This is a genomic window from Mycobacterium sp. 852014-52144_SCH5372336, from assembly GCF_001665615.1.
Classification (GTDB): Bacteria; Actinomycetota; Actinomycetes; order Mycobacteriales; family Mycobacteriaceae; genus Mycobacterium; species Mycobacterium neumannii_A.
In genome coordinates this window covers 165,889-184,807 of the sequence record NZ_LZSW01000059.1, presented here as the reverse complement: position 1 = coordinate 184,807, position 18,919 = coordinate 165,889, and the positions used below count along the sequence as shown (strand labels likewise).

Annotated in this window: 13 protein-coding genes and 2 tRNA genes; 10 read left to right on the top strand and 5 right to left on the bottom strand. The window is 65.2% G+C overall.

Annotation, left to right across the window (positions count from 1 at the left end; all coding sequences use genetic code 11):
- Nucleotides 1–493 precede the first annotated feature (493 nt).
- Nucleotides 494–1,720, top strand: coding sequence for a hypothetical protein (locus tag A5759_RS20680; RefSeq protein WP_068200874.1), 1,227 nt, complete (start codon nucleotides 494–496; stop codon nucleotides 1,718–1,720).
- 5 nt (nucleotides 1,721–1,725) lie between these two features.
- Nucleotides 1,726–2,484: a class I SAM-dependent methyltransferase gene (locus tag A5759_RS20675; RefSeq protein WP_068201241.1), complete on the top strand. Its 759-nt coding sequence runs from the start codon at nucleotides 1,726–1,728 to the stop codon at nucleotides 2,482–2,484.
- A gap of 11 nt (nucleotides 2,485–2,495) precedes the next feature.
- Here A5759_RS20675 and A5759_RS20670 read toward each other — a convergent pair whose 3' ends face one another.
- The gene (locus tag A5759_RS20670; RefSeq protein ID WP_068200871.1) at nucleotides 2,496–3,443 is read right to left on the bottom strand and encodes a dTDP-glucose 4,6-dehydratase; all 948 of its coding nucleotides are present in this window, start codon (nucleotides 3,441–3,443) and stop codon (nucleotides 2,496–2,498) included.
- 83 nt (nucleotides 3,444–3,526) lie between these two features.
- Here A5759_RS20670 and A5759_RS20665 point away from each other — a divergent pair, with 83 nt between their 5' ends.
- Entirely contained in the window at nucleotides 3,527–4,513 is a 987-nt protein-coding gene (locus A5759_RS20665; protein WP_231984707.1) for a hypothetical protein, read from the top strand.
- Here the strand turns inward: A5759_RS20665 and A5759_RS20660 are convergent.
- From A5759_RS20660 to A5759_RS20650, 3 genes are all read right to left on the bottom strand, one after another.
- The gene (locus A5759_RS20660; RefSeq protein WP_068201239.1) at nucleotides 4,503–5,720 is read right to left on the bottom strand and encodes a peptidoglycan DD-metalloendopeptidase family protein; all 1,218 of its coding nucleotides are present in this window, start codon (nucleotides 5,718–5,720) and stop codon (nucleotides 4,503–4,505) included. The two genes, A5759_RS20665 and A5759_RS20660, sit on opposite strands and share 11 nt — an antisense overlap.
- 136 nt (nucleotides 5,721–5,856) lie before the next feature.
- Nucleotides 5,857–8,631, bottom strand: coding sequence for an Ig-like domain-containing protein (locus tag A5759_RS20655; RefSeq protein ID WP_068200868.1), 2,775 nt, complete (start codon nucleotides 8,629–8,631; stop codon nucleotides 5,857–5,859).
- 670 nt (nucleotides 8,632–9,301) lie between these two features.
- Nucleotides 9,302–9,375, bottom strand: a tRNA-Gly gene (locus tag A5759_RS20650).
- Nucleotides 9,376–9,530: 155 nt separating this feature from the next.
- Here A5759_RS20650 and A5759_RS20645 point away from each other — a divergent pair.
- From A5759_RS20645 to clpX, 5 genes are all read left to right on the top strand, one after another.
- Nucleotides 9,531–9,604: transfer RNA gene (locus tag A5759_RS20645), tRNA-Pro, on the top strand.
- Between the two features lie 39 nt (nucleotides 9,605–9,643).
- Nucleotides 9,644–11,047 carry a trigger factor gene (gene tig / locus A5759_RS20640; protein ID WP_068201237.1) on the top strand — a complete coding sequence of 468 codons (1,404 nt, stop codon included), beginning with the start codon at nucleotides 9,644–9,646 and terminating at the stop codon, nucleotides 11,045–11,047.
- 107 nt (nucleotides 11,048–11,154) lie between these two features.
- A complete protein-coding gene (locus tag A5759_RS20635) occupies nucleotides 11,155–11,757 on the top strand; it encodes an ATP-dependent Clp protease proteolytic subunit (RefSeq protein WP_064396872.1) in 603 nt (200 codons plus the stop codon).
- Complete coding sequence (locus tag A5759_RS20630) at nucleotides 11,754–12,413, top strand: ATP-dependent Clp protease proteolytic subunit (RefSeq protein WP_068200866.1); 660 nt, start codon at nucleotides 11,754–11,756, stop codon at nucleotides 12,411–12,413. Before A5759_RS20635 ends, A5759_RS20630 begins: the two co-directional genes overlap by 4 nt.
- Before the next feature lie 697 nt (nucleotides 12,414–13,110).
- A complete protein-coding gene (gene clpX / locus A5759_RS20625) occupies nucleotides 13,111–14,391 on the top strand; it encodes an ATP-dependent Clp protease ATP-binding subunit ClpX (RefSeq protein ID WP_064396868.1) in 1,281 nt (426 codons plus the stop codon).
- A gap of 92 nt (nucleotides 14,392–14,483) precedes the next feature.
- On the opposite strand, the gene fdhD is transcribed toward clpX, so the two are convergent.
- Nucleotides 14,484–15,320 (bottom strand): formate dehydrogenase accessory sulfurtransferase FdhD, encoded by an 837-nt coding sequence (fdhD, locus tag A5759_RS20620; RefSeq protein ID WP_068200864.1) that lies wholly within the window; start codon nucleotides 15,318–15,320, stop codon nucleotides 14,484–14,486.
- Between the two features lie 568 nt (nucleotides 15,321–15,888).
- Here fdhD and A5759_RS20615 point away from each other — a divergent pair.
- The gene (locus A5759_RS20615) at nucleotides 15,889–17,844 is read left to right on the top strand and encodes a 2-oxoacid:acceptor oxidoreductase subunit alpha (RefSeq protein ID WP_064397394.1); all 1,956 of its coding nucleotides are present in this window, start codon (nucleotides 15,889–15,891) and stop codon (nucleotides 17,842–17,844) included.
- Entirely contained in the window at nucleotides 17,841–18,911 is a 1,071-nt protein-coding gene (locus tag A5759_RS20610) for a 2-oxoacid:ferredoxin oxidoreductase subunit beta (protein WP_068200861.1), read from the top strand. The genes A5759_RS20615 and A5759_RS20610 overlap by 4 nt, the downstream gene beginning before the upstream one ends.
- Nucleotides 18,912–18,919 lie beyond the last annotated feature (8 nt).

Genomic DNA, 18,919 nt, shown 5'->3' with positions numbered 1-18,919 from the left:
GCGGCGGTTCCCTGGCGCCGGAAGTCGATCGGGCCCATTCAAACCCCTTTTAATTGTTCCTTCTTAGATAGGTATGCCACCGACGATCATGGGTCAAGTCTTTGACAAAAAAAGATGACATTCCGTGGAAACGAGATATGGCCGAAATATGGCATTCGGTGTCAATATGCCGACTTTAAAGTCAGAAAACGTGTCACCAACCTGCAAAGGCAGCAAATTGTCAAGACGTATCATCCGGGGACGCCTCGGTAGCTTGCTTGCCGATGAAACGAGTGCAAGAGGGTGGTGCGCGACCGGAGGCCGCACCGTTTTTGTTCCGGAAGCGTCAATTACAGCGAAGAAGTGGGGTTCGTCGCGGATGGTCCGGTGAGCGGGGTGGCTCCCCGAGGAGTCGCGAGATCGGAACCGATCCACCGCCTTTCGTCAGCGCAATCCTGGTCGGACTGACACCATCGACAGGCCGGTCGACACCGGCAGGAAAGGTGGGTCGGCGGTGGCCGTGGCGCAGAGCCGTTATCGGGTACTGCTGGGGTTCGGCGCCTTCTATTTCATGGGCGCGCAGTTGGGCAGCGTTCTGGCGGTCCTGCCGTTCCTTCTGGTGGCCGAGGACATGGACATGGCGGCCGGGTTGGTGGTCCCGAGCTTCAGTATCGGTTTCGTGCTCGGGAATGCGATGTCGTCGCTGCTGCTCAAACGGTCACGGCACCGCCCGAACGTCGTCATCGCCGCCGCCGCGGGCACCATCGCCGTCCTGACCGCAGTTGTGGCCACGGCCGCGCTGCACAACACGCTGGTGGTGTTCACCTTCCTGTCGTCGGCGGTGCTCATCGGCGGCGCGATGGGAGTGGCGAACAACGCCTTCGCCGAGATCATCTCGCGCATGGTCACCGCGGCCCGGCGCAACGAGCTGGTGCTCAACCAGCAGGCGCTCGGAGCCATCCTGACCGTCGCGGCCACGTTGCTGCTCATCCCGCTGCTGCCCAACCGCGACACCGCAGACGGACATCTTGATGTGCTCTGGTTGGGCGCCGCCGCGATGGGCATCGCATTCGTGGCCGCGCTCATCGTCGGACCGGCGAGGCCGGGCCCGGTGGCTCCACCGCGCCATATCGTCGACGATTTCCGCGAAGGGCTCGCCGTGCTCCGTACCGCCCGCTGGTACCGGGTGTTCCTGACCACGCAGATCGTCTTCGTCCCGATCCTGGTGAACGAGACGTTCTTCGCGCTGCGCACGTCGCTGGCCCATGTCGACACCGCCGGAAGCCTGCACATGATCGTGATCGGTTCGGCGGCCGGGCTCGTCGCCGGTTCGTTCCTGTGGCGCAACGTGTTCGGCCGCGCCGGGGTACGCGGAATGCTCGTGTCGAGCGCGTTCGTGAGCTGTGTAGCGACGGGGATCTGCCTTGCCAACGAACTGATCTTCGACGAGCCACGCTTGTGGGCGTACGGCGTCGTCTTTTTTCTGGTCGTCTTGTCGAATGCCGCGATCGCGGCCGCGATGGTGTCGTGGATCAGTGCGTTCGCCGCCGAAGAACAACGCGCAGTTCTGATCAGCTTCGCCGCTACGCTCACCGCTGTGGTCACCGGGATCCTCGGCGCGGGCTTCGGCCTGCTGGCTCAGGTCGTCGCAATCTGGCCGGTCTTCGTCGTCTTGATGCTGTGTGTACTGGCCGTGGCGGTGGCGACGCGCGCACCTGACCGCGCAGAGGTGGCCGCGTGAGGTCGATGAGCCGGTCCTTCGAGGAACTCGTCGCCGAGGCCGTCGCCGAGCCGATCGACGGGTGGGACTTCTCCTGGCTCGACGGCCGCGCCACCGAGGAACGGCCGTCGTGGGGTTTCCAGCGCCTGCTCAGCCGACGGCTGGGCGAGGTGTCAGCGGCGCTGGACCTCTACACGGGCGGGGGAGAGGTGCTCGCCGGGGTGGAGAAGTTCCCGCCGACGATGGCGGCCACCGAATCGTGGCCACCCAACGCGGCCAAAGCCACCCGTCTGCTCCATCCTCGCGGCGTCGTGGTTCTGCAGACCCGCGGCGAACCGCCGTTGCCGTTCGCCGACAACGCTTTCGACCTGGTGAGCAGTCGCCACCCCATCGCCGTCTGGTGGACCGAGATCGCCCGGGTCCTGCGGCCCGGTGGAACCTATTTGGCCCAGCACCCGGGGCCGGCGACCGCGCTCGAGCTCATCGAAGCCGTCATGGGCCCGATGCCGGAGCTCGGCGCGCACATGGAGCCCTCCGTCCAGGCCGCGCAGGCGGAGGCGGCAGGTTTGACGGTCGTCGACCTGCGCCTCGAGACGCTCACCTCGGAGTATTACGACATCGGCGCGGTCGTCTACTTCCTGCGCAAGCTGATTTGGACGGTGCCGGACTTCACCGCGGAGCCGTACCTGACGCGCCTGCGGGCGGTGCACGAACACATCGAAGCGCACGGCCGGTTCGTCACCCATCCCACTCGGGTTCTCGTGGAGGCCCGAAAGCAGCTGTAGCGTCCTGGGATTCAGCGGGCCGGAAGCGGCTGTTGTTTCGCCCACTCGATGTAGCGATCGATGCCCTCCCAGATCTTCACCTCGGGAGCGAAGCCGATCTGCTGCGCGAATTCGACGGAGGCCGGAAAGCGGGTCACCTCCCCGGGCCGCGCGGGCCCGTTCACCACCCTCGTGCCGAATCTTTCCGCGATGTAGTCGGCGATGTCGCGTACGCGCGTGTTCACACCGCTGGCGACATTGATGGCGCGGCCCGCCAACTCCGGCGTGTCCAACACGAGGCGGTATGCGTTCACCACGTCGCTGACGTGGAGATAATCCCGGGTGGCACTTCCGTCCCCGAAGATCACGAGGTCCTCGCCCGTCAACGCCTTGCGGACGAGGATCGGGATGAGTGCCCCGTACGCGCCGCTTTTCTGGCGTTCACCGAAGATGTTGAACGGTCGGACGATCGTGACGTCCATGCCGTAGGAGCGGTAGTAGGAGTACGCGAGACGATCGGCGGCAGCCTTCGACGCCGCATACGGACTGTTCGGCTTCAGTTCAGCGGTTTCGTCCAGCAGCGAGCCCGGGCCCAAGCGATGTCCGTCGCCGTACACCTCGCAGGTCGACGCGAGGATCACCCGCGCGCCGTATTCGCGGGCAGCCTCCAGAACGTTCTGGGTCCCCACCACATTGGTCTCGATGAAGCTCTTCGGGTCGCTGAGCGACTTGTCGACGTTGACATTTGCCGCCAGGTGAAAGACCACCTCGTGATCGCGCGCCGTCTTGCTGATCAACTCCCAGTCGGTGACCGAACCGAACACCACGTCGGCCCGGTCATCGTTCGCGATGTCGGCCAGGTTCTGCTTGCCGGTCACCGAGAAGGTGTTCAGGACGGTCACGCGGTGTCCGGCGGCGAGGAGGGCTTCGCAGAGGTGGCTCCCTTGGAAGCCGGCGCCGCCGGTAACGAGGATCCTCACCTAAAGTGCTCCCGTCTCAAGACATATGCCGCATTATGATTACCACCCGGCGCCGCTGGCGGTATGCGAAAAGGATGCATCAAATGTGCGACGTCGCCGCGGAATATCGGGGACAGATCCAGGCGTGGTGCACTCACCCCGCCCTGACCGAACTGGTCGAGATGTTCGGCGGAAGCGTTCCGCGGGGCCTGACGTTGAGCGAACGGCTCGCATTCCTGGACGAGTTCAGCGAGGTATGGGACTACCGGGGCAAAGCGCGCCAACAGAGCGCGGTCCGGTTCCACAACCAGGACGCCGGCGGGGCGGTCCGGTGGCTGATCCCTCGTCTCGAGCTGCCTGATGATCACCTCGAGCGGATCGAGAAATTGGCGGACCAGCTGGGACTCATCGCCGAGTTACAGCCCGCCGGAACCGAGTTCGAGCACCTCATCGTCATCGGCGGCGGGCGGTACACGAACCTGCTGCGAACGCGTTACGCGGGGGAGATGGTCGCGGGCCGCCGAGTCGGCAATGTCGTACTCGCCGCGGCGTCCCGACGCCTGCTGGATTCCGAAGCCGATGCCGTCGCCGCGTGTGCGCCTGGTGCACGTACCGAGTTCGACTTGATGGTCGCCGCCGCCCGCGACGTGTTCGGCCTCGACGTCGACGAGGTCTGCGCGCATGTGAGGCGCCGCGTCGATCGAGTGCAGTGCAACGAGACGGTCTGGTACTTTCCGCCTGACAGCAATGAATTCGGTGTGCCCGTCATGCTGCTCGAGACGCCGTCGCCGGATCCCGAACGTCGCCGGGCGAATTCCGCTGACACGTATACGTTCGCGGCGCAGACGGCCGGCATGCGCGGCTCGTCGTGTCTGATGGTGACGGGTCAGCCGTTGGTGCCCTACCTGCACTTCGAAGCCCTGCGGACGTTGGCATTGCGATATGACATCCGTTTGGAGTCAGCGGGTTTCGGGGTGCAGGAGTACAACCGGCTCAGCGCGATGGACCAGCAGCATCCGGCCAAGCTGCTCCAGGAGGTGCGTTCGACCATCCGGTCCGCGCGGGCTCTGGAGGATCAGCTCAGACGATGATCGCGCAGGGCGACGACGGGGGGAAGGTGCCCGACACCGGGCGCGGACGCCCCGACGGTGTCCACGGCTTCAGTCCCATGTTCGCCAGGTGGCGCACGGGGTTGACGTGCTCGCCGTCGACGTGGACCTCGAAATGCAGGAAGCCGTCGGCAGATTCGTCGTGCGCCTGCAGGACGCCGATTTCCGTGCCCGCGTCGATTTGGGCTTCGACGTCGATGCGGCGGTCATCGCCCGGCCGGAAGACGTACACGATCTCACGGTCGGCTCCCGCGATGGTCACCGATTGCAGCCCGTCGTCAAGGTTCACGACGCGGCTGACGGTGCCCGACGTCGCCGCGTGGACCGGTGTTTCCGGCGCCGCCGCGAAGTCGACGCCGGGGTGGAAACCGGTGGCGCGGCGTCCGTAGCCCGACGCGATCGCCAGCCGGTCGCGATCGATGGGCTCGCGGGCGCCGGGTTCGGCGGTGTCGAAGTCACCTGATGCCCGCCGCCGGTAATCGGAGCGCAGCAGGTCGATCTCGTCGTAGGCGTACCCGAACAGCAGGGCGCGGTCGTAGGGCACGCCGTAGTTCAACTCGGAGTGGGGATCGAGCTTGCGGTAGTGCTCGACCTTGGCGATCCGTTCGGCCAGCGTCGACCAGCCGGTGTGCAGCAGGCGCACGTCGTTGGCGACGCCGATGCCACCGTGTTCGGTGATGTTGGCCGGCCAGTGGGGGTTGTGGATCGCGCGCGTTCCGGCGCGCAAACCGGGACGCCAGCGCCAGAACGGTCCGCGCATCGATTCGGCCGTACCCATCAGCGGGATCATGTCCGGATAGTCCGGATCGTCCCAGCTGGGGATCATCGGACACATCAGCGCCGCGACATCGTCGGGAACGCGTGCGAGCATCGCCGGGATGTCGATGTCGGTTTCGACCAGCTGGTCGGAGTCGATCATGAAGATCCAGTCGGGGCGGCAGAAATCGGCCATGCGGTACAGCAATTCGAGCCCGGGCGGTTCGGGGATCAGCCACGGGGTCTGTGGAAGATCCGAGCGGGCGTGTACGACGTTGGTGACCGCGGGATGCTCGTGCAGGATCTGCGCGGTCCCGTCGGTGCTGCGGTCGTCGACCGCGTAGACGTCGTCGCACCAGCCGGCCAGGGAATCGAGCACGCGCGGCAGCACGTCCTCGCCGTTGTGCACGCGGAACATCGCCAGAACGCGCATCATCGCCTACTTCCGCTGACCTGCGGTTGGACGGCGTGGCATACCGGCGCGGTGAGCATCGCCGAGAGCATAGCGATGATCATGTCCGTACCGCGGTCAGTTGCGCGGGTGTCGCGTGAGGGGACCAGCGATGCGCCTATGCGTCGAGCGTCGGCGCATCGATCAGGCTGCCGACCTCCTCGGCCGAGATGACCACAACGCCCCGGGTGGTGGTCACATACAGAAACCCGTCCACCACGTCGATGTCGACGGGCCTGTCGGCGAGTTCGATCTCGCCAATCACACCGCCGAATTCGGTGTTGATGACCGTGACGCTGCTGCCAGTGGTGTTGGCCACGAAGATTGTGGGGTCTCCGGGCATGGCGGCGACGGCCGTCGGGCGATCACCCACGTCGTAGGTGTCGACGATTGCGTTGTTATCGGTGCCGATGACCACCAACTTGTCCTGGACCCCATCCGTGACATAGACGCGGTTGCCGACGACGGTGATGCTCTGGTCCGATAGCGTCGTCCCGTCGTTCGTGCCCGTTGGCAGAACCGTGTAAGTCCCGCTCGCCAGGTTCACCACCCGCACATCGTTGATGATGCTGCCGACGTACAGGGTGGTGCCGTCCTCGCTGACGGCGATCGCACTGCTCTGCAGCCCCGTGTTGATGAGCGTGTATTCACCTGTCTCGGTGTCGATTACCGACACGGTGCCGTCCTGGTAGTTGGTGACGTACAAGGTGCCGCCGTCGTCGCTGATCACCATCGCCGCCGGCTGTCGGACCCCGCCTATCAACGTCACCGTGCCCGTTTCGACGTCGATCCGGGCGATCGGAATGGGATCCGTGCTGACCGAAAAGGAGCCGACGTAGGCGTAGCGCCCGTCCGGACTCATCGTCATGCTCTGCGGCGTGGCGCCGAGGTCGATGGTGTCGAGCCAATCGCCGGTAGCCGTGTCAACGACCCGCAGTTGGCTGCCCGTCCGCACGAGAATGCGGGTCGGGTCATCCGTAGTGAAGACCTCCGACGGTGTGGCGCCGTCGTCGAAGGTGATCACGGGAAGGCCCGTCTCGACCGTCACGGTCACCGTCGCGGTAACGAAGCTGCCGCTGCCGTCGTAGACTCTGTAGGTGAACGAATCATCGCCGGTGAAGCCAGCATTCGGGATGTAGTCGAACGACCCGTCACCGTTCAATGCGACGATCCCATAGGTGGGCATTGAGGTGATAAGCGCGGTCAGCTCATCACCGTCGGCATCGATATCGTTGGCCAACACGCCAGGCGCGGCGATCGTCAGCGGGGTGTTCACCTGGGTTGTGTAGTGATCGTCTGCGGCGATCGGCGCATCGTTGACCGGGTTGACCGTCACGGTTACGGTTGCGGTCGCGGTGCCGCCGTTGCCGTCCGTGACGGTGTAGGTGAACGAGTCCGTACCGTCGAAATCGTCCTCGGGCGTGTAGGTGACGACACCGTCGACCAACGAGACGGTGCCGTTGCTCGCTGCGCCGACGGCAGCCACCGTGAGCTCGTCATCGTCGACGTCTGTGTCGTTGCCCAAGACGTCGATCACAGTGGGCCCGGAATCCTCCCCGACCGCGACGGCGTCGCCGACAGCGATCGGGGCATCGTTGACCGGAGCGACGGTGACCGTCACGGTGACGGTGTTGGTGTGCAAGGCGTCGCCGCCTAACAACGCGCCCAACAGGCCGCGCAGCCCGTGAATATGCAGGGGGCTGTCTTCATCGGAGATGGTGTAGGTAAATGTGTCGGTGCCATGGAAACCGGGGTTGGGCGCGTAGGTCAGGGAGCCGCCGTCAATGCTCACCGTCCCGTTTTGCGGCTGGCTGACCTCGGTCACGGTCACCACATCACCCGCGGGCGCATCCGGGTCGGCGCCGCTGACCACATCGATGGTGACGGTGGCGCCCTCCGACGTGGTGACGGTGTCGACCACCGCATCGGGGGTGCGGTTCAAGAGCATGTGGTGCCACTCGCGGCGTACAAACGCCACCAGCGCCCAGGCCAACGGCGGTTCAGCCGGCGCGACGGGGCTGGGCGCCGACAGTGGTGCGAGCAACGCAGCGACGAATTTACTCGCGATACCGATGAATGTGGCCGGGGCGCTCGTCAACGCCTGAGTCTGCGCGGTGGCGGGCTCATCGACGACCGACGTGGTCGACGTCTGCAGATCCCCACCGTCTGTGGCGCTCTCGACGACCAGCATCACCCGGCTTGTCAACGAGGTGGGTGACTGCTGCGGTTCGGTGAGCTGGTCGGTGTCGCTGTCAACGACCTTCTGGCCGGCCGGCTCCACATCGTCGATGCTGCTCGACACCTGATAAGCATCGTCGAGCATGGTGTCCTGTAGGACGGAATCCTGTTTGGTACGAGCGAATTCCGATTCTGCGGCGGCGGGCACAGCCTCCTGTTCCTGCCCGCCAATCTCGGGTTCACTTTCGTCTACAACCTCGAGTTCAACCTCGATTTCGGTCGCGGTTTCGTCGAGGAGCTCGTTATCTTCGCCGGCCTCGATCTCGTTGAGGAGCCCGCCATGTTCTTCGGCCTGGGTGACTGATACGCCGGTGTCGGTGGCTTGTCCCGCGTCGTTGACGGAGGTATTGACCGAGCCGGAACTGCGGACATTCATCGCCGGCGCGTTGCCGGTGAGGTGACCGCTCGTCGGGTTGCCGCCATCGCTAGCCGATTCGCCCGCATCGGCCGCTGGGGCACCGCCCGCGTCGGTTCCGACGCCCAGGCCGTTGATGCTCGTCGACGGCGCGTCAGCATCCGCGTCCTCACTCGTCGAGGTATTCGGAGCATCGCCCGGTGAGGTGTCGGAGGTCTGCGAATCACCGGCCGAACCCGTATCGGCCCACGCCAGCCCCGAACCGCCCGTCGCGACTGCGACGCCCACGCCCAACGCCACCGCCAACGCGCCGACCCTACCGACATACCGCGCATAGGCCGTGGAACTCGGCCTCAACCATCCACCCGTAGGTGGATTACTGAGGTTGCTGAGATCGAAGCTGTGTTTCGCTGTGGCAGCCATCGAGTGGGTCCCTTCTGCACATTCACATCAAGTGGGAAATCGCCGGACTTTTGGTTGAATGCAATGTGTAGGCACGGTAACAACTTGGATGAGCTGCGGCGTTGTTTTTGAAATCTTTCACTTGGCAATTGCGTGAAATTGCGCGATTCCCTGCCCCGGCATCCACGTTCCGCCGCCAATTTGGCCGCCGAATCGACGTAACCTTGAGCGAACTAAAGTTAGCCAGCGGCGAATGGTCCATATCCACATCGCGAACCGATGGCGAACTCTTTCCACGCTAGCGTCAATTAGCGAACGCGTCCAGACCGCTTGAACCCCAGAACCGCCGTTGAAAAGGAGGTGGGTTGAAGCCGTCTGAGCAGATTTTTCACCGGCATGCATGGGTCGGTACCCGGCAAGCCAGCACCGCAGTCGCCTGCGCGCGCGCCGCGCGCACTCGGTAGGCCCGAAGCGGCAGAGGCCGATCCAAGTTGCCCGAAAATTTGGCCACAGTAGGTACGGCGTAGCCGTCGAACGCGCGTGCTACCGCGCTGCCGCTTGTAGCGAGTGGAGCGGGCGACGGGAATCGAACCCGCGTAGCTAGTTTGGAAGACTAGGGCTCTACCATTGAGCTACGCCCGCATGTACAGCAAGACCAGATCGTACCGGCGGCAGCCAAATCAAATCCAATTGAGGGCTTCGCGTGTGCAGCCCGTAGTATCTCGCGTGGTCGTTCCGTGTTTTGCGGACGGCCCGCGCAGGCGCAGCGCTCAAGCGCCAGCGCGACGTGCAGAGCACGGGGTGTAGCGCAGCTTGGTAGCGCATCCGCTTTGGGAGCGGAAGGCCGCAGGTTCAAATCCTGTCACCCCGACTGCGACACCGACCGAACCAGAATATGAGGAGCAAGATCGTGAAGAGCACCGTCGAGAAGTTGAGCCCCACCCGGGTGCGCATCAACGTGGAGGTGCCCTTCACTGAGCTCGAACCCGACTTCGACCGCGCGTTCGCGCAGTTGGCCAAGCAGGTCCGGCTCCCCGGCTTCCGACCCGGCAAGGCGCCACGCAAGCTGCTCGAGGCCCGCGTCGGCCGCGAAGCAATGCTCGACCAGGTCGTCAGCGAGGCGCTTCCCGGCCGCTACAGCGAGGCGGTCACCAGCTCGGAGGTGCAGCCGCTGGGCCAGCCCGAGATCGAGATCACCAATAAGGAGTACGGCCAGGACCTCACGTTCACGGCCGAGGTCGACGTACGCCCCGAGATCGAGCTTCCCGACCTGTCGGAATTGACGCTGACCGTCGACGCCATCGAGGTGACCGACGAAGAGGTCGACGCCGAACTGCAGACGTTGCGCGCACGCTTCGGAACCCTCACGGGCGTGGAGCGCGCCGCCGAGAACGGCGACTTCGTCTCCATCGACCTGTCGGCCACCGTGGACGGCCAGGAGCTGGCCGAGGCCGCCACCGAGGGGTTGTCGCACGAGGTCGGCTCGGGCCAGCTGATTGACGGTCTCGACGAGGCGATCGTCGGCCTCAAGGAGGGGGAGACCCGCGTCTTCACCACCAAGCTGGCCGCCGGTGAGCACGCCGGCAAGGACGCGCAGGTGACCGTCACCGTCAAGTCGGTCAAGGAGCGCGAGCTGCCTGAGCCTGACGACGAATTCGCCCAGCTGGCAAGCGAATTCGACACCATCGACGAGCTGAAGGAGTCGCTCGTCGAGCAGGTGCGCCGGGTCAAGCGGGTGCAGCAGGCCGAGAAGATCCGCGACAAGGTGCTCGAGACGCTGCTCGAGCAGGTCGAGGTGCCGCTGCCGGAGAACGTGGTGCAGGCCCAGGTCGACGACGCGCTGCACAACGCCATCCACGGGCTCGACCACGACGAGGCGCGTCTGGCCGAGGCACTCGAGGCCCAGGGCAGCAGCCGCGAGCAGTTCGACACCGACAACCGCACCAACGCGGAGAAGGCGGTCAAGACGCAGCTGCTGGTCGATGCGATCGCCGACAAGCTCGACGTCCAGGTCGGCCAGAACGACATCAGCGAGCGCCTGATGCTGATGTCTCAGCAGTACGGCCTGCAGCCGCAGCAGCTGATCCAGTCGCTGCAGCAGAACAACCAGCTTCCCGCGCTGTTCGCCGACGTGCGTCGTGGGCTGGCGCTGGCCGCTGTCGTCGAGGCCGCCACCGTCAAAGACTCCGACGGCAACGTGATCGACACCACCGAGTTCTTCGGCCGGTCCGAAGAGCAGACCGAGGAAGCTGCCGAGGAGGCCTCCGACGCCGCCGAGTCACAAGCGGACGAGGAGTCGGCCGACGCGAAGTGACGCTGAGAGCGAACGCGGCCCGTCTAGGGACTGCACGCCCGCGCGGGTTGGTTAGTGTCGGTGAGTATCAAGCTCTTGAAGAAAGCAGGTATCCAGACGTGACCCACATGCGTGGCGCCTCGCAAGGCCTCAACCTTGTCGACTCGGTCTATGAGCGCTTGCTGGCGGAGCGGATCATCTTCCTGGGCTCGCAGGTCGATGACGACATCGCCAACAAGCTCTGCGCGCAGATTCTGCTGCTGTCGGCCGAGGATCCCACCAAGGACATCCACCTCTACATCAACTCGCCCGGCGGCTCCATCAGCGCCGGCATGGCGGTCTACGACACCATGGTGCTGGCGCCGTGTGACGTCGCCACCTACGCCATGGGTATGGCCGCCTCGATGGGCGAGTTCCTGCTCGCGGCGGGCACGAAGGGTAAGCGCTACGCCCTGCCACACGCCCGGATCCTGATGCACCAGCCGCTCGGCGGCATCACCGGCGGTGCGGCCGACATCGCGATCCAGGCCGAGCAGTTCGCGGTGATCAAGAAGGAGATGTTCCGGTTGAACGCCGAGTTCACCGGGCAGCCCATCGAGCGGATCGAAGCGGACTCCGACCGCGACCGCTGGTTCACCGCGCAGGAGGCCCTCGAATACGGCTTCGTCGACCACATCATCACCAGCGCGAGCGTCAACGGCTCAGGACCCGGAGCAGGACTAGACAAATGACCGATCACTTGCATCCTCAGGTTGACGCCCGCCTGCAGCCCCAGGCCCGTTACATCCTGCCGTCGTTCATCGAGCACTCGAGCTTCGGCGTCAAGGAGTCCAACCCGTACAACAAGCTGTTCGAGGAACGCATCATCTTCCTCGGTGTGCAGGTCGACGACGCGTCGGCGAACGACATCATGGCCCAGTTGCTGGTGCTGGAGTCGCTCGACCCCGACCGCGACATCACCATGTACATCAATTCCCCGGGCGGCTCGTTCACCTCGCTGATGGCGATCTACGACACCATGCAGTACGTCCGGGCCGACATCCAGACGGTGTGCCTGGGCCAGGCCGCTTCGGCCGCCGCGGTGTTGCTGGCCGCGGGCACCCCCGGCAAGCGCATGGCGCTGCCCAACGCTCGCGTGCTGATTCACCAGCCCGCGCTGGCCGGCGTCATTCAGGGCCAGTTCTCCGATCTCGAGATCCAGGCCAAGGAGATCGAGCGGATGCGCACGCTGATGGAAGTCACGCTGGCCAACCACACGGGCAAGACCCCAGAGCAGATCCGCAAGGACACCGACCGCGACAAGATCCTGACCGCCGAAGAGGCTAAGGATTACGGCGTCATCGACACCGTCCTCGAGTACCGCAAGCTGTCGGCCCAGACCGCCTGATCTGTCCCGCAACCGCGCGAAATGCGGTTCGCGTATGCCTTTGGCGTGGCACGCTGTGCGTCTGCACGGGCGGACGGCCAGGGGAGGACCCCGATGACAAATGGGATGCGAGCGGGTTTCGCGATGACCGCGTTGGCGGTGACGGCCGCGGTTTGCGGCCTGGCTCAGATCGCCTCACCGGCGGTGAGCCAGGCTCAGGAACCGCCCTGTCCCGCAGGGACGTATTGGGACGTCTACTCGCTCCAATGCGTGCCCGTCGACGCGACCGTTTATGTCAACCCCCCGAACCCCGTCGTCGGGCCCGCAGGTCCCGTCGGTGTCGGAGGAGTGGTTGGCCCCGCTGGGCCGGGTCCGGTCGGGCCAGGACCGGCTGGGCCGGGTCCCGCAGGCCCCGTACGCCGATAGCGTCACACCGAATCGGCGCCGGCGTGCACCGCGCCGATAACGGGTACTTTGGGTGCCGACGCCCTCTCGGTCCGGTCACGGCCACGACACGCCAACGACACGGCGGCGCGTTCGCCGGGGTCCGAGGGTAATCAGACGATATGTTGGCGCGAACACAGATGAATACCATTGGCGCGATTCGGCTTTATCGGTCGCCTCGCGCGGGAACAAGCGGGTAGCGTCGGGTTCACCACCCGAGGCAACCACAGAAAAGAAGCTTCATCGGCTGCGAGGAAAGTAGGACCCCACCACCATGGCGCGCATTGGAGACGGCGGTGACCTGCTGAAGTGCTCGTTCTGCGGCAAGAGTCAAAAGCAGGTTAAGAAGCTCATTGCGGGTCCGGGCGTCTATATCTGCGACGAGTGCATCGATCTCTGCAACGAGATCATCGAAGAGGAACTCGCCGATGCGGACGACGTAAAGCTCGACGAGTTGCCCAAACCCGCGGAGATCCGCGAGTTCCTCGAGGGTTACGTCATCGGACAAGACACCGCCAAGCGCACGCTCGCGGTCGCCGTCTACAACCACTACAAGCGCATCCAAGCGGGGGAGAAGAGTCGCGATTCGCGCTCCGAACCCGTCGAACTGGCCAAGTCCAACATCTTGATGCTCGGTCCGACCGGCTGCGGTAAGACCTACCTGGCGCAGACGTTGGCCAAGATGCTCAACGTGCCGTTCGCGATCGCCGACGCCACCGCGCTGACCGAAGCCGGATACGTGGGCGAGGACGTCGAGAACATTCTGCTCAAGCTGATCCAGGCCGCCGACTACGACGTCAAGCGCGCCGAGACCGGCATCATCTACATCGACGAGGTCGACAAGATCGCCCGCAAGAGCGAGAACCCGTCGATCACCCGTGACGTCTCCGGTGAGGGTGTCCAGCAGGCTCTGCTGAAGATCCTGGAGGGAACGCAGGCGTCGGTGCCTCCGCAGGGCGGCCGCAAGCATCCGCACCAGGAGTTCATCCAGATCGACACCACCAACGTGTTGTTCATCGTGGCGGGAGCGTTCGCGGGTCTGGAGAAGATCGTGTCCGACCGCGTCGGCAAGCGCGGCCTGGGCTTCGGCGCCGAGGTGCATTCGAAGGCCGACGTCGATACCGCCGACCACTTCGCCGAGGTCATGCCCGAGGATCTGATCAAGTTCGGGTTGATCCCGGAGTTCATCGGCCGCCTGCCGGTGGTGGCGTCGGTGACGAATCTGGACAAGGACTCCCTTGTGCAGATCCTGTCCAAGCCCAAGAACGCATTGGTGAAGCAGTACACGCGCCTGTTCGAGATGGACGGCGTCGAACTCGAGTTCACCGACGAGGCGCTCGAGGCGATCGCCGATCAGGCCATCCACCGCGGCACCGGTGCTCGAGGACTGCGCGCCATCATGGAAGAGGTCCTGCTTCCGGTGATGTACGACATCCCCAGCCGCGACGACGTCGCCAAGGTGGTCGTCACTAAGGAGACTGTGCAGGACAACGTCCTGCCGACGATCGTGCCGCGCAAGCCGTCGCGTCCGGAGCGTCGCGACAAGTCCGCCTGACGACGATCGAGCGGCGAGGAACGAGCCGCGTTGAGGAGTCGGGCAATCAGGTCTCGCCTGACGGCGATCAAGCGGCGAGGAACGAAGCCGCGTCAGTGCACGACGCGGTCGGGGCGGGTGTAGACGTTCATCGACCGGCCCCGCAGGAAGGCGACCAGGGTCAGCCCCGACTGGCTGGCCAAATCGACCGCCAGCGACGACGGCGCGGACACTGCCGCGAGCACCGGAATCCCCGCCATCACGGCCTTCTGCGTCAGCTCGAACGAGGCGCGTCCGCTGACCAGCAGGACGGTCCCCGTCAGCGGAACACGGTCCTGCTCGACCGCCCACCCGATGACCTTGTCGACCGCATTGTGCCGGCCGACATCTTCGCGCACGGCGAGCGTCGTGCCCCCCGAATCGAACAGCGCGGCGCCGTGCAGGCCGCCGGTGCTGGCGAACACCTTCTGGGCTTTGCGCAGCCGCGCAGGCAGCTGCGAGAGCGTCTCCGCGGTGATGGTCGTCGGATCGTCCCCCGGGCCGTGGCGGCTACTCAGCTGTACCGCCTCCAGTGAGGCCTTACCGCAGACCCCGCACGACGACGTGGTGTAGAAGTTGCGCGTGACGTCGACGTCGGGCGGCGCGACGTGCGGGGCCAGCGTCACATCGAGGACGTTGTAGGTGTTCTGCGAAAAGCCCGCGTCGTCGACGCCCGTGCCTCTGCAGTAGCGCGCCGTGAGCACGTCGTCACGTCCGGCGATGACACCCTCGGTGAGCAGAAAACCCTGCGCGAGTTCGACATCGGAGCCCGGAGTGCGCATCGTCACGGTGATGGGTGCGCCGTTGACGCGGATCTCCATCGGCTCCTCGACGACGAGGGTCTCCGGCCGCGCCACCGCGGAATCCATGGTCACATGCTTTACCCGCCGCCTGGCTGTGACCCGACCCATGACTCCACACTAGGGCGGATCGACGTCGATAACGTTTTCCTTGCTGTTCATGCCGGGGCCAGCGCGCGAGGCGGCGTCATCGCCATCCGGACGGCACAATGGATGCGTGCACAACGAACTCGAACCGAACCGCCGCATGCCGGTCTGGCGTGATCCGCTGTCGGCTGGCTTCCGCGCGCACCGCCACCTGCTGTTACTGCGCCTGCGTTGGCACCAACGGCGCGGGGAGTCGGCGTCCACCCGGCACTGACAACGGGACGACCAGCACCGACGATGGGTGCTAGCTACCGGCTACTGGACGGTAACCATTTCCTTAGGATTTTTGTCTCGTAGACGTGACGAACAACACAGTTATGTCTCACGGCAGGCATCCGCACATCGACTGAGCTGTGTGTTCGACCCTCCGCGTGCGGCACGCCGCGGGCGAGTCCGGTGAAGGGCCGCCTAAGAAAAGTGCAATAATCGGTACTGGCAGTGACATCAAAAATTTTGGTGGACGTCCACCGACGGCGCGTCGACTCGACTGTGACTCGGAGGACGTCCCCACGCAGTGTGGAAGGCAGGCCTCGTGGCAGCGAAGGACAACGCGGTCAGTCCGGGGAGTGCGGGTCCTCGACAAAAGCTCGAGAAGGTCGTCATTCGATTCGCCGGCGACTCCGGCGACGGTATGCAGCTCACCGGTGACCGGTTCACCTCCGAAGCCGCCCTGTTCGGCAACGACCTTGCCACCCAACCGAATTACCCCGCCGAGATCCGCGCGCCGCAGGGCACGCTGCCCGGTGTGTCGTCGTTCCAGATCCAGATCGCCGACTACGACATCCTGACCGCGGGCGACCGCCCCGATGTGCTCGTCGCGATGAACCCGGCGGCGCTGAAGGCCAACGTCTCCGACCTGCCCCGCGGCGGTCTGATCATCGCCAACTCCGACGAGTTCACCAAGCGCAACCTCGCCAAGGTCGGCTATGAAGCCAACCCGTTGGAGACCGAGGAACTGTCCGACTACGTCGTGCAGGCCGTGCCGATGACGACCCTGACGCTGGGCGCGGTCGAGCCGATCGGCGCCTCCAAGAAGGACGGCCAGCGGGCGAAGAACATGTTCGCGCTCGGTCTGCTGTCGTGGATGTACGGCCGCGAACTCAAGCACAGCGAGGCGTTCATCCGCGAGAAGTTCGCCCGCAAGCCCGACGTCGCCGAGGCCAACGTGCTCGCGCTCAAGGCCGGCTGGAACTACGGCGAGACCACCGAGGCCTTCGCCAGCACCTACGAGGTCGCACCCGCCAAGCTCAAAACCGGTGAGTACCGCCAGATTTCCGGTAACACCGCGCTGGCCTACGGAATCGTCACCGCCGGCCAACTCGCCGATCTGCAGGTCGTGCTCGGCACCTACCCGATCACCCCGGCGTCGGACATCCTGCACGAGCTGTCCAAGCACAAGAACTTCAACGTGATGACCTTCCAGGCCGAGGACGAGATCGCCGGCATCGGCGCGGCCATCGGCGCGTCCTACGGCGGCGCCCTGGGTGTCACCAGCACCTCGGGCCCGGGCATCTCGCTGAAGTCCGAGGCGATCGGTCTGGCGGTGATGACAGAACTGCCGCTGATCATCATCGACGTGCAGCGCGGCGGGCCGTCCACCGGTCTTCCGACCAAGACCGAGCAGGCCGACCTACTGCAGGTGATGTACGGGCGCAACGGCGAGTCGCCGGTCGCGGTGGTGGCGCCCCGCTCACCGTCGGACTGCTTCGACGTGGCCGTGGAGGCCGCCCGCATCGCGGTCAACTACCACACGCCGGTGGTCATCCTCTCCGACGGTGCGATCGCCAACGGCTCTGAGCCGTGGCGGATTCCGGACGTCAGCAGCTACCCGGCCATCGAGCACACGTTCGCCAAGTCCGGAGAGCCGTTCCAGCCGTACGCCCGCGATCCGGAGACCCTGGCGCGCCAGTTCGCGATCCCCGGTACGCCCGGTCTCGAGCACCGGATCGGTGGCCTCGAGGCGGCCAACGGCTCCGGCAACATCTCTTATGAGCCCAAGAACCACGACCTGATGGTCCGGCTGCGGCAGGCCAAGGTCGACGGCATCGCCGTGTCCGATCTCGAGGTCGACGACCCGACTGGTGACGCCGAACTGCTGATGCTCGGTTGGGGTTCCAGCTTCGGGCCGATCGGTGAGGCGTGCCGGCGGGCGCGCCGCAAGGGCATCAAGGTCGCCCAGGCGCACCTGCGCAACCTCAACCCGTTCCCGGCCAACCTCGGTGAGGTGCTGCGGCGGTATCCGACGGTCGTGTGTCCGGAGATGAACCTCGGCCAACTCGCTCTGCTGCTGCGGGGCAAGTACCTGGTCGACGTCCAGTCGGTCACCAAGGTGGAAGGCATGGCCTTCCTGGCCGACGAGGTCGAGGGCATCATTGATGCGGCGCTGGACGGAACGTTGGGCGAGAAGGAAAGTGACAAAGTGAAGTTCGCACGACTGGCGGCGGCCACCGTCGAAGTCGGCGTGAGCGGTGTGGGAGCGAACGTATGACCGACTTGATCGGAGCAGATCTCGGGTTGACCGCAGGCACCAGTCGGGTGCCGACGACCGATCAGCCGCAGAAGTCCAAGGACTTCACCAGCGACCAGGAGGTTCGCTGGTGCCCCGGTTGCGGTGACTACGTCATCCTCAACACCATCCGCAACTTCCTCCCCGAACTGGGGTTGCGCCGCGAGAACATCGCGTTCGTCAGCGGTATCGGCTGCTCGAGTCGCTTCCCGTACTACCTGGAGACCTACGGGTTCCACTCGATCCACGGCCGCGCCCCGACGATCGCGACCGGCCTGGCCCTGGCCCGCGAGGATCTGTCGGTGTGGGTTGTCACCGGTGACGGTGACGCGCTGTCGATCGGCGGCAATCACCTGATTCACGCGCTGCGCCGCAACATCAACATCACGATCCTGTTGTTCAACAACCGGATCTACGGGTTGACCAAGGGGCAATACTCCCCGACGTCTGAGGTCGGCAAGGTCACCAAGTCGACGCCGATGGGGTCGCTGGACTACCCGTTCAACCCAGTGTCGTTGGCGCTCGGTGCTGACGCGACGTTCGTCGGGCGTGCACTGGACTCCGACCGCAAGGGGTTGTCCGAGGTGCTGCGGGCCGCCGCCGCTCACCGCGGTGCGGCCCTGGTCGAGATCCTGCAGGACTGCCCGATCTTCAACGACGGCTCGTTCGACGCCCTGCGCAAGGAAGGCGCCGAGGAGCGCCTGATCAACCTCACCCACGGTGAGCCGGTCACGTTCGGGGCCGACGGCGAGTACTGCGTGGTCAAGTCCGGCTACGGGCTCGAGATCGCCAAGACCGCCGACGTGTCGGCCGACGAGATCGTCGTGCACGACGCCAACCTCGAGGACCCCGCGTACGCGTTCGCGTTGTCGCGGCTGTCGGATCAGAGCCTCGAGCACATGGTGATGGGTATCTTCCGCCAGGTGAGCAAGCCGACCTACGACGATGCGGCCCGTCAGCAGATCACCGCGGCCCGCACCGAGAGGGCACACGACACGGCGGCGCTTCAGTCACTGCTTCGGGGCAAAGACACCTGGACTGTCGACTAACGTCACGG

Coding starts and splice junctions, on each gene's coding strand:
- A5759_RS20675 (WP_068201241.1), top strand. CDS start 1,726: ATGAGCCGGTCCTTCGAGGAACTCGTCGCCGAGGCCGTCGCCGAGCCG.
- A5759_RS20665 (WP_231984707.1), top strand. CDS start 3,527: ATGTGCGACGTCGCCGCGGAATATCGGGGACAGATCCAGGCGTGGTGC.
- A5759_RS20660 (WP_068201239.1), bottom strand. CDS start 5,720: ATGCGCGTTCTGGCGATGTTCCGCGTGCACAACGGCGAGGACGTGCTG.
- A5759_RS20635 (WP_064396872.1), top strand. CDS start 11,155: ATGCGTGGCGCCTCGCAAGGCCTCAACCTTGTCGACTCGGTCTATGAG.
- A5759_RS20630 (WP_068200866.1), top strand. CDS start 11,754: ATGACCGATCACTTGCATCCTCAGGTTGACGCCCGCCTGCAGCCCCAG.
- clpX (WP_064396868.1), top strand. CDS start 13,111: ATGGCGCGCATTGGAGACGGCGGTGACCTGCTGAAGTGCTCGTTCTGC.
- fdhD (WP_068200864.1), bottom strand. CDS start 15,320: ATGGGTCGGGTCACAGCCAGGCGGCGGGTAAAGCATGTGACCATGGAT.
- A5759_RS20610 (WP_068200861.1), top strand. CDS start 17,841: ATGACCGACTTGATCGGAGCAGATCTCGGGTTGACCGCAGGCACCAGT.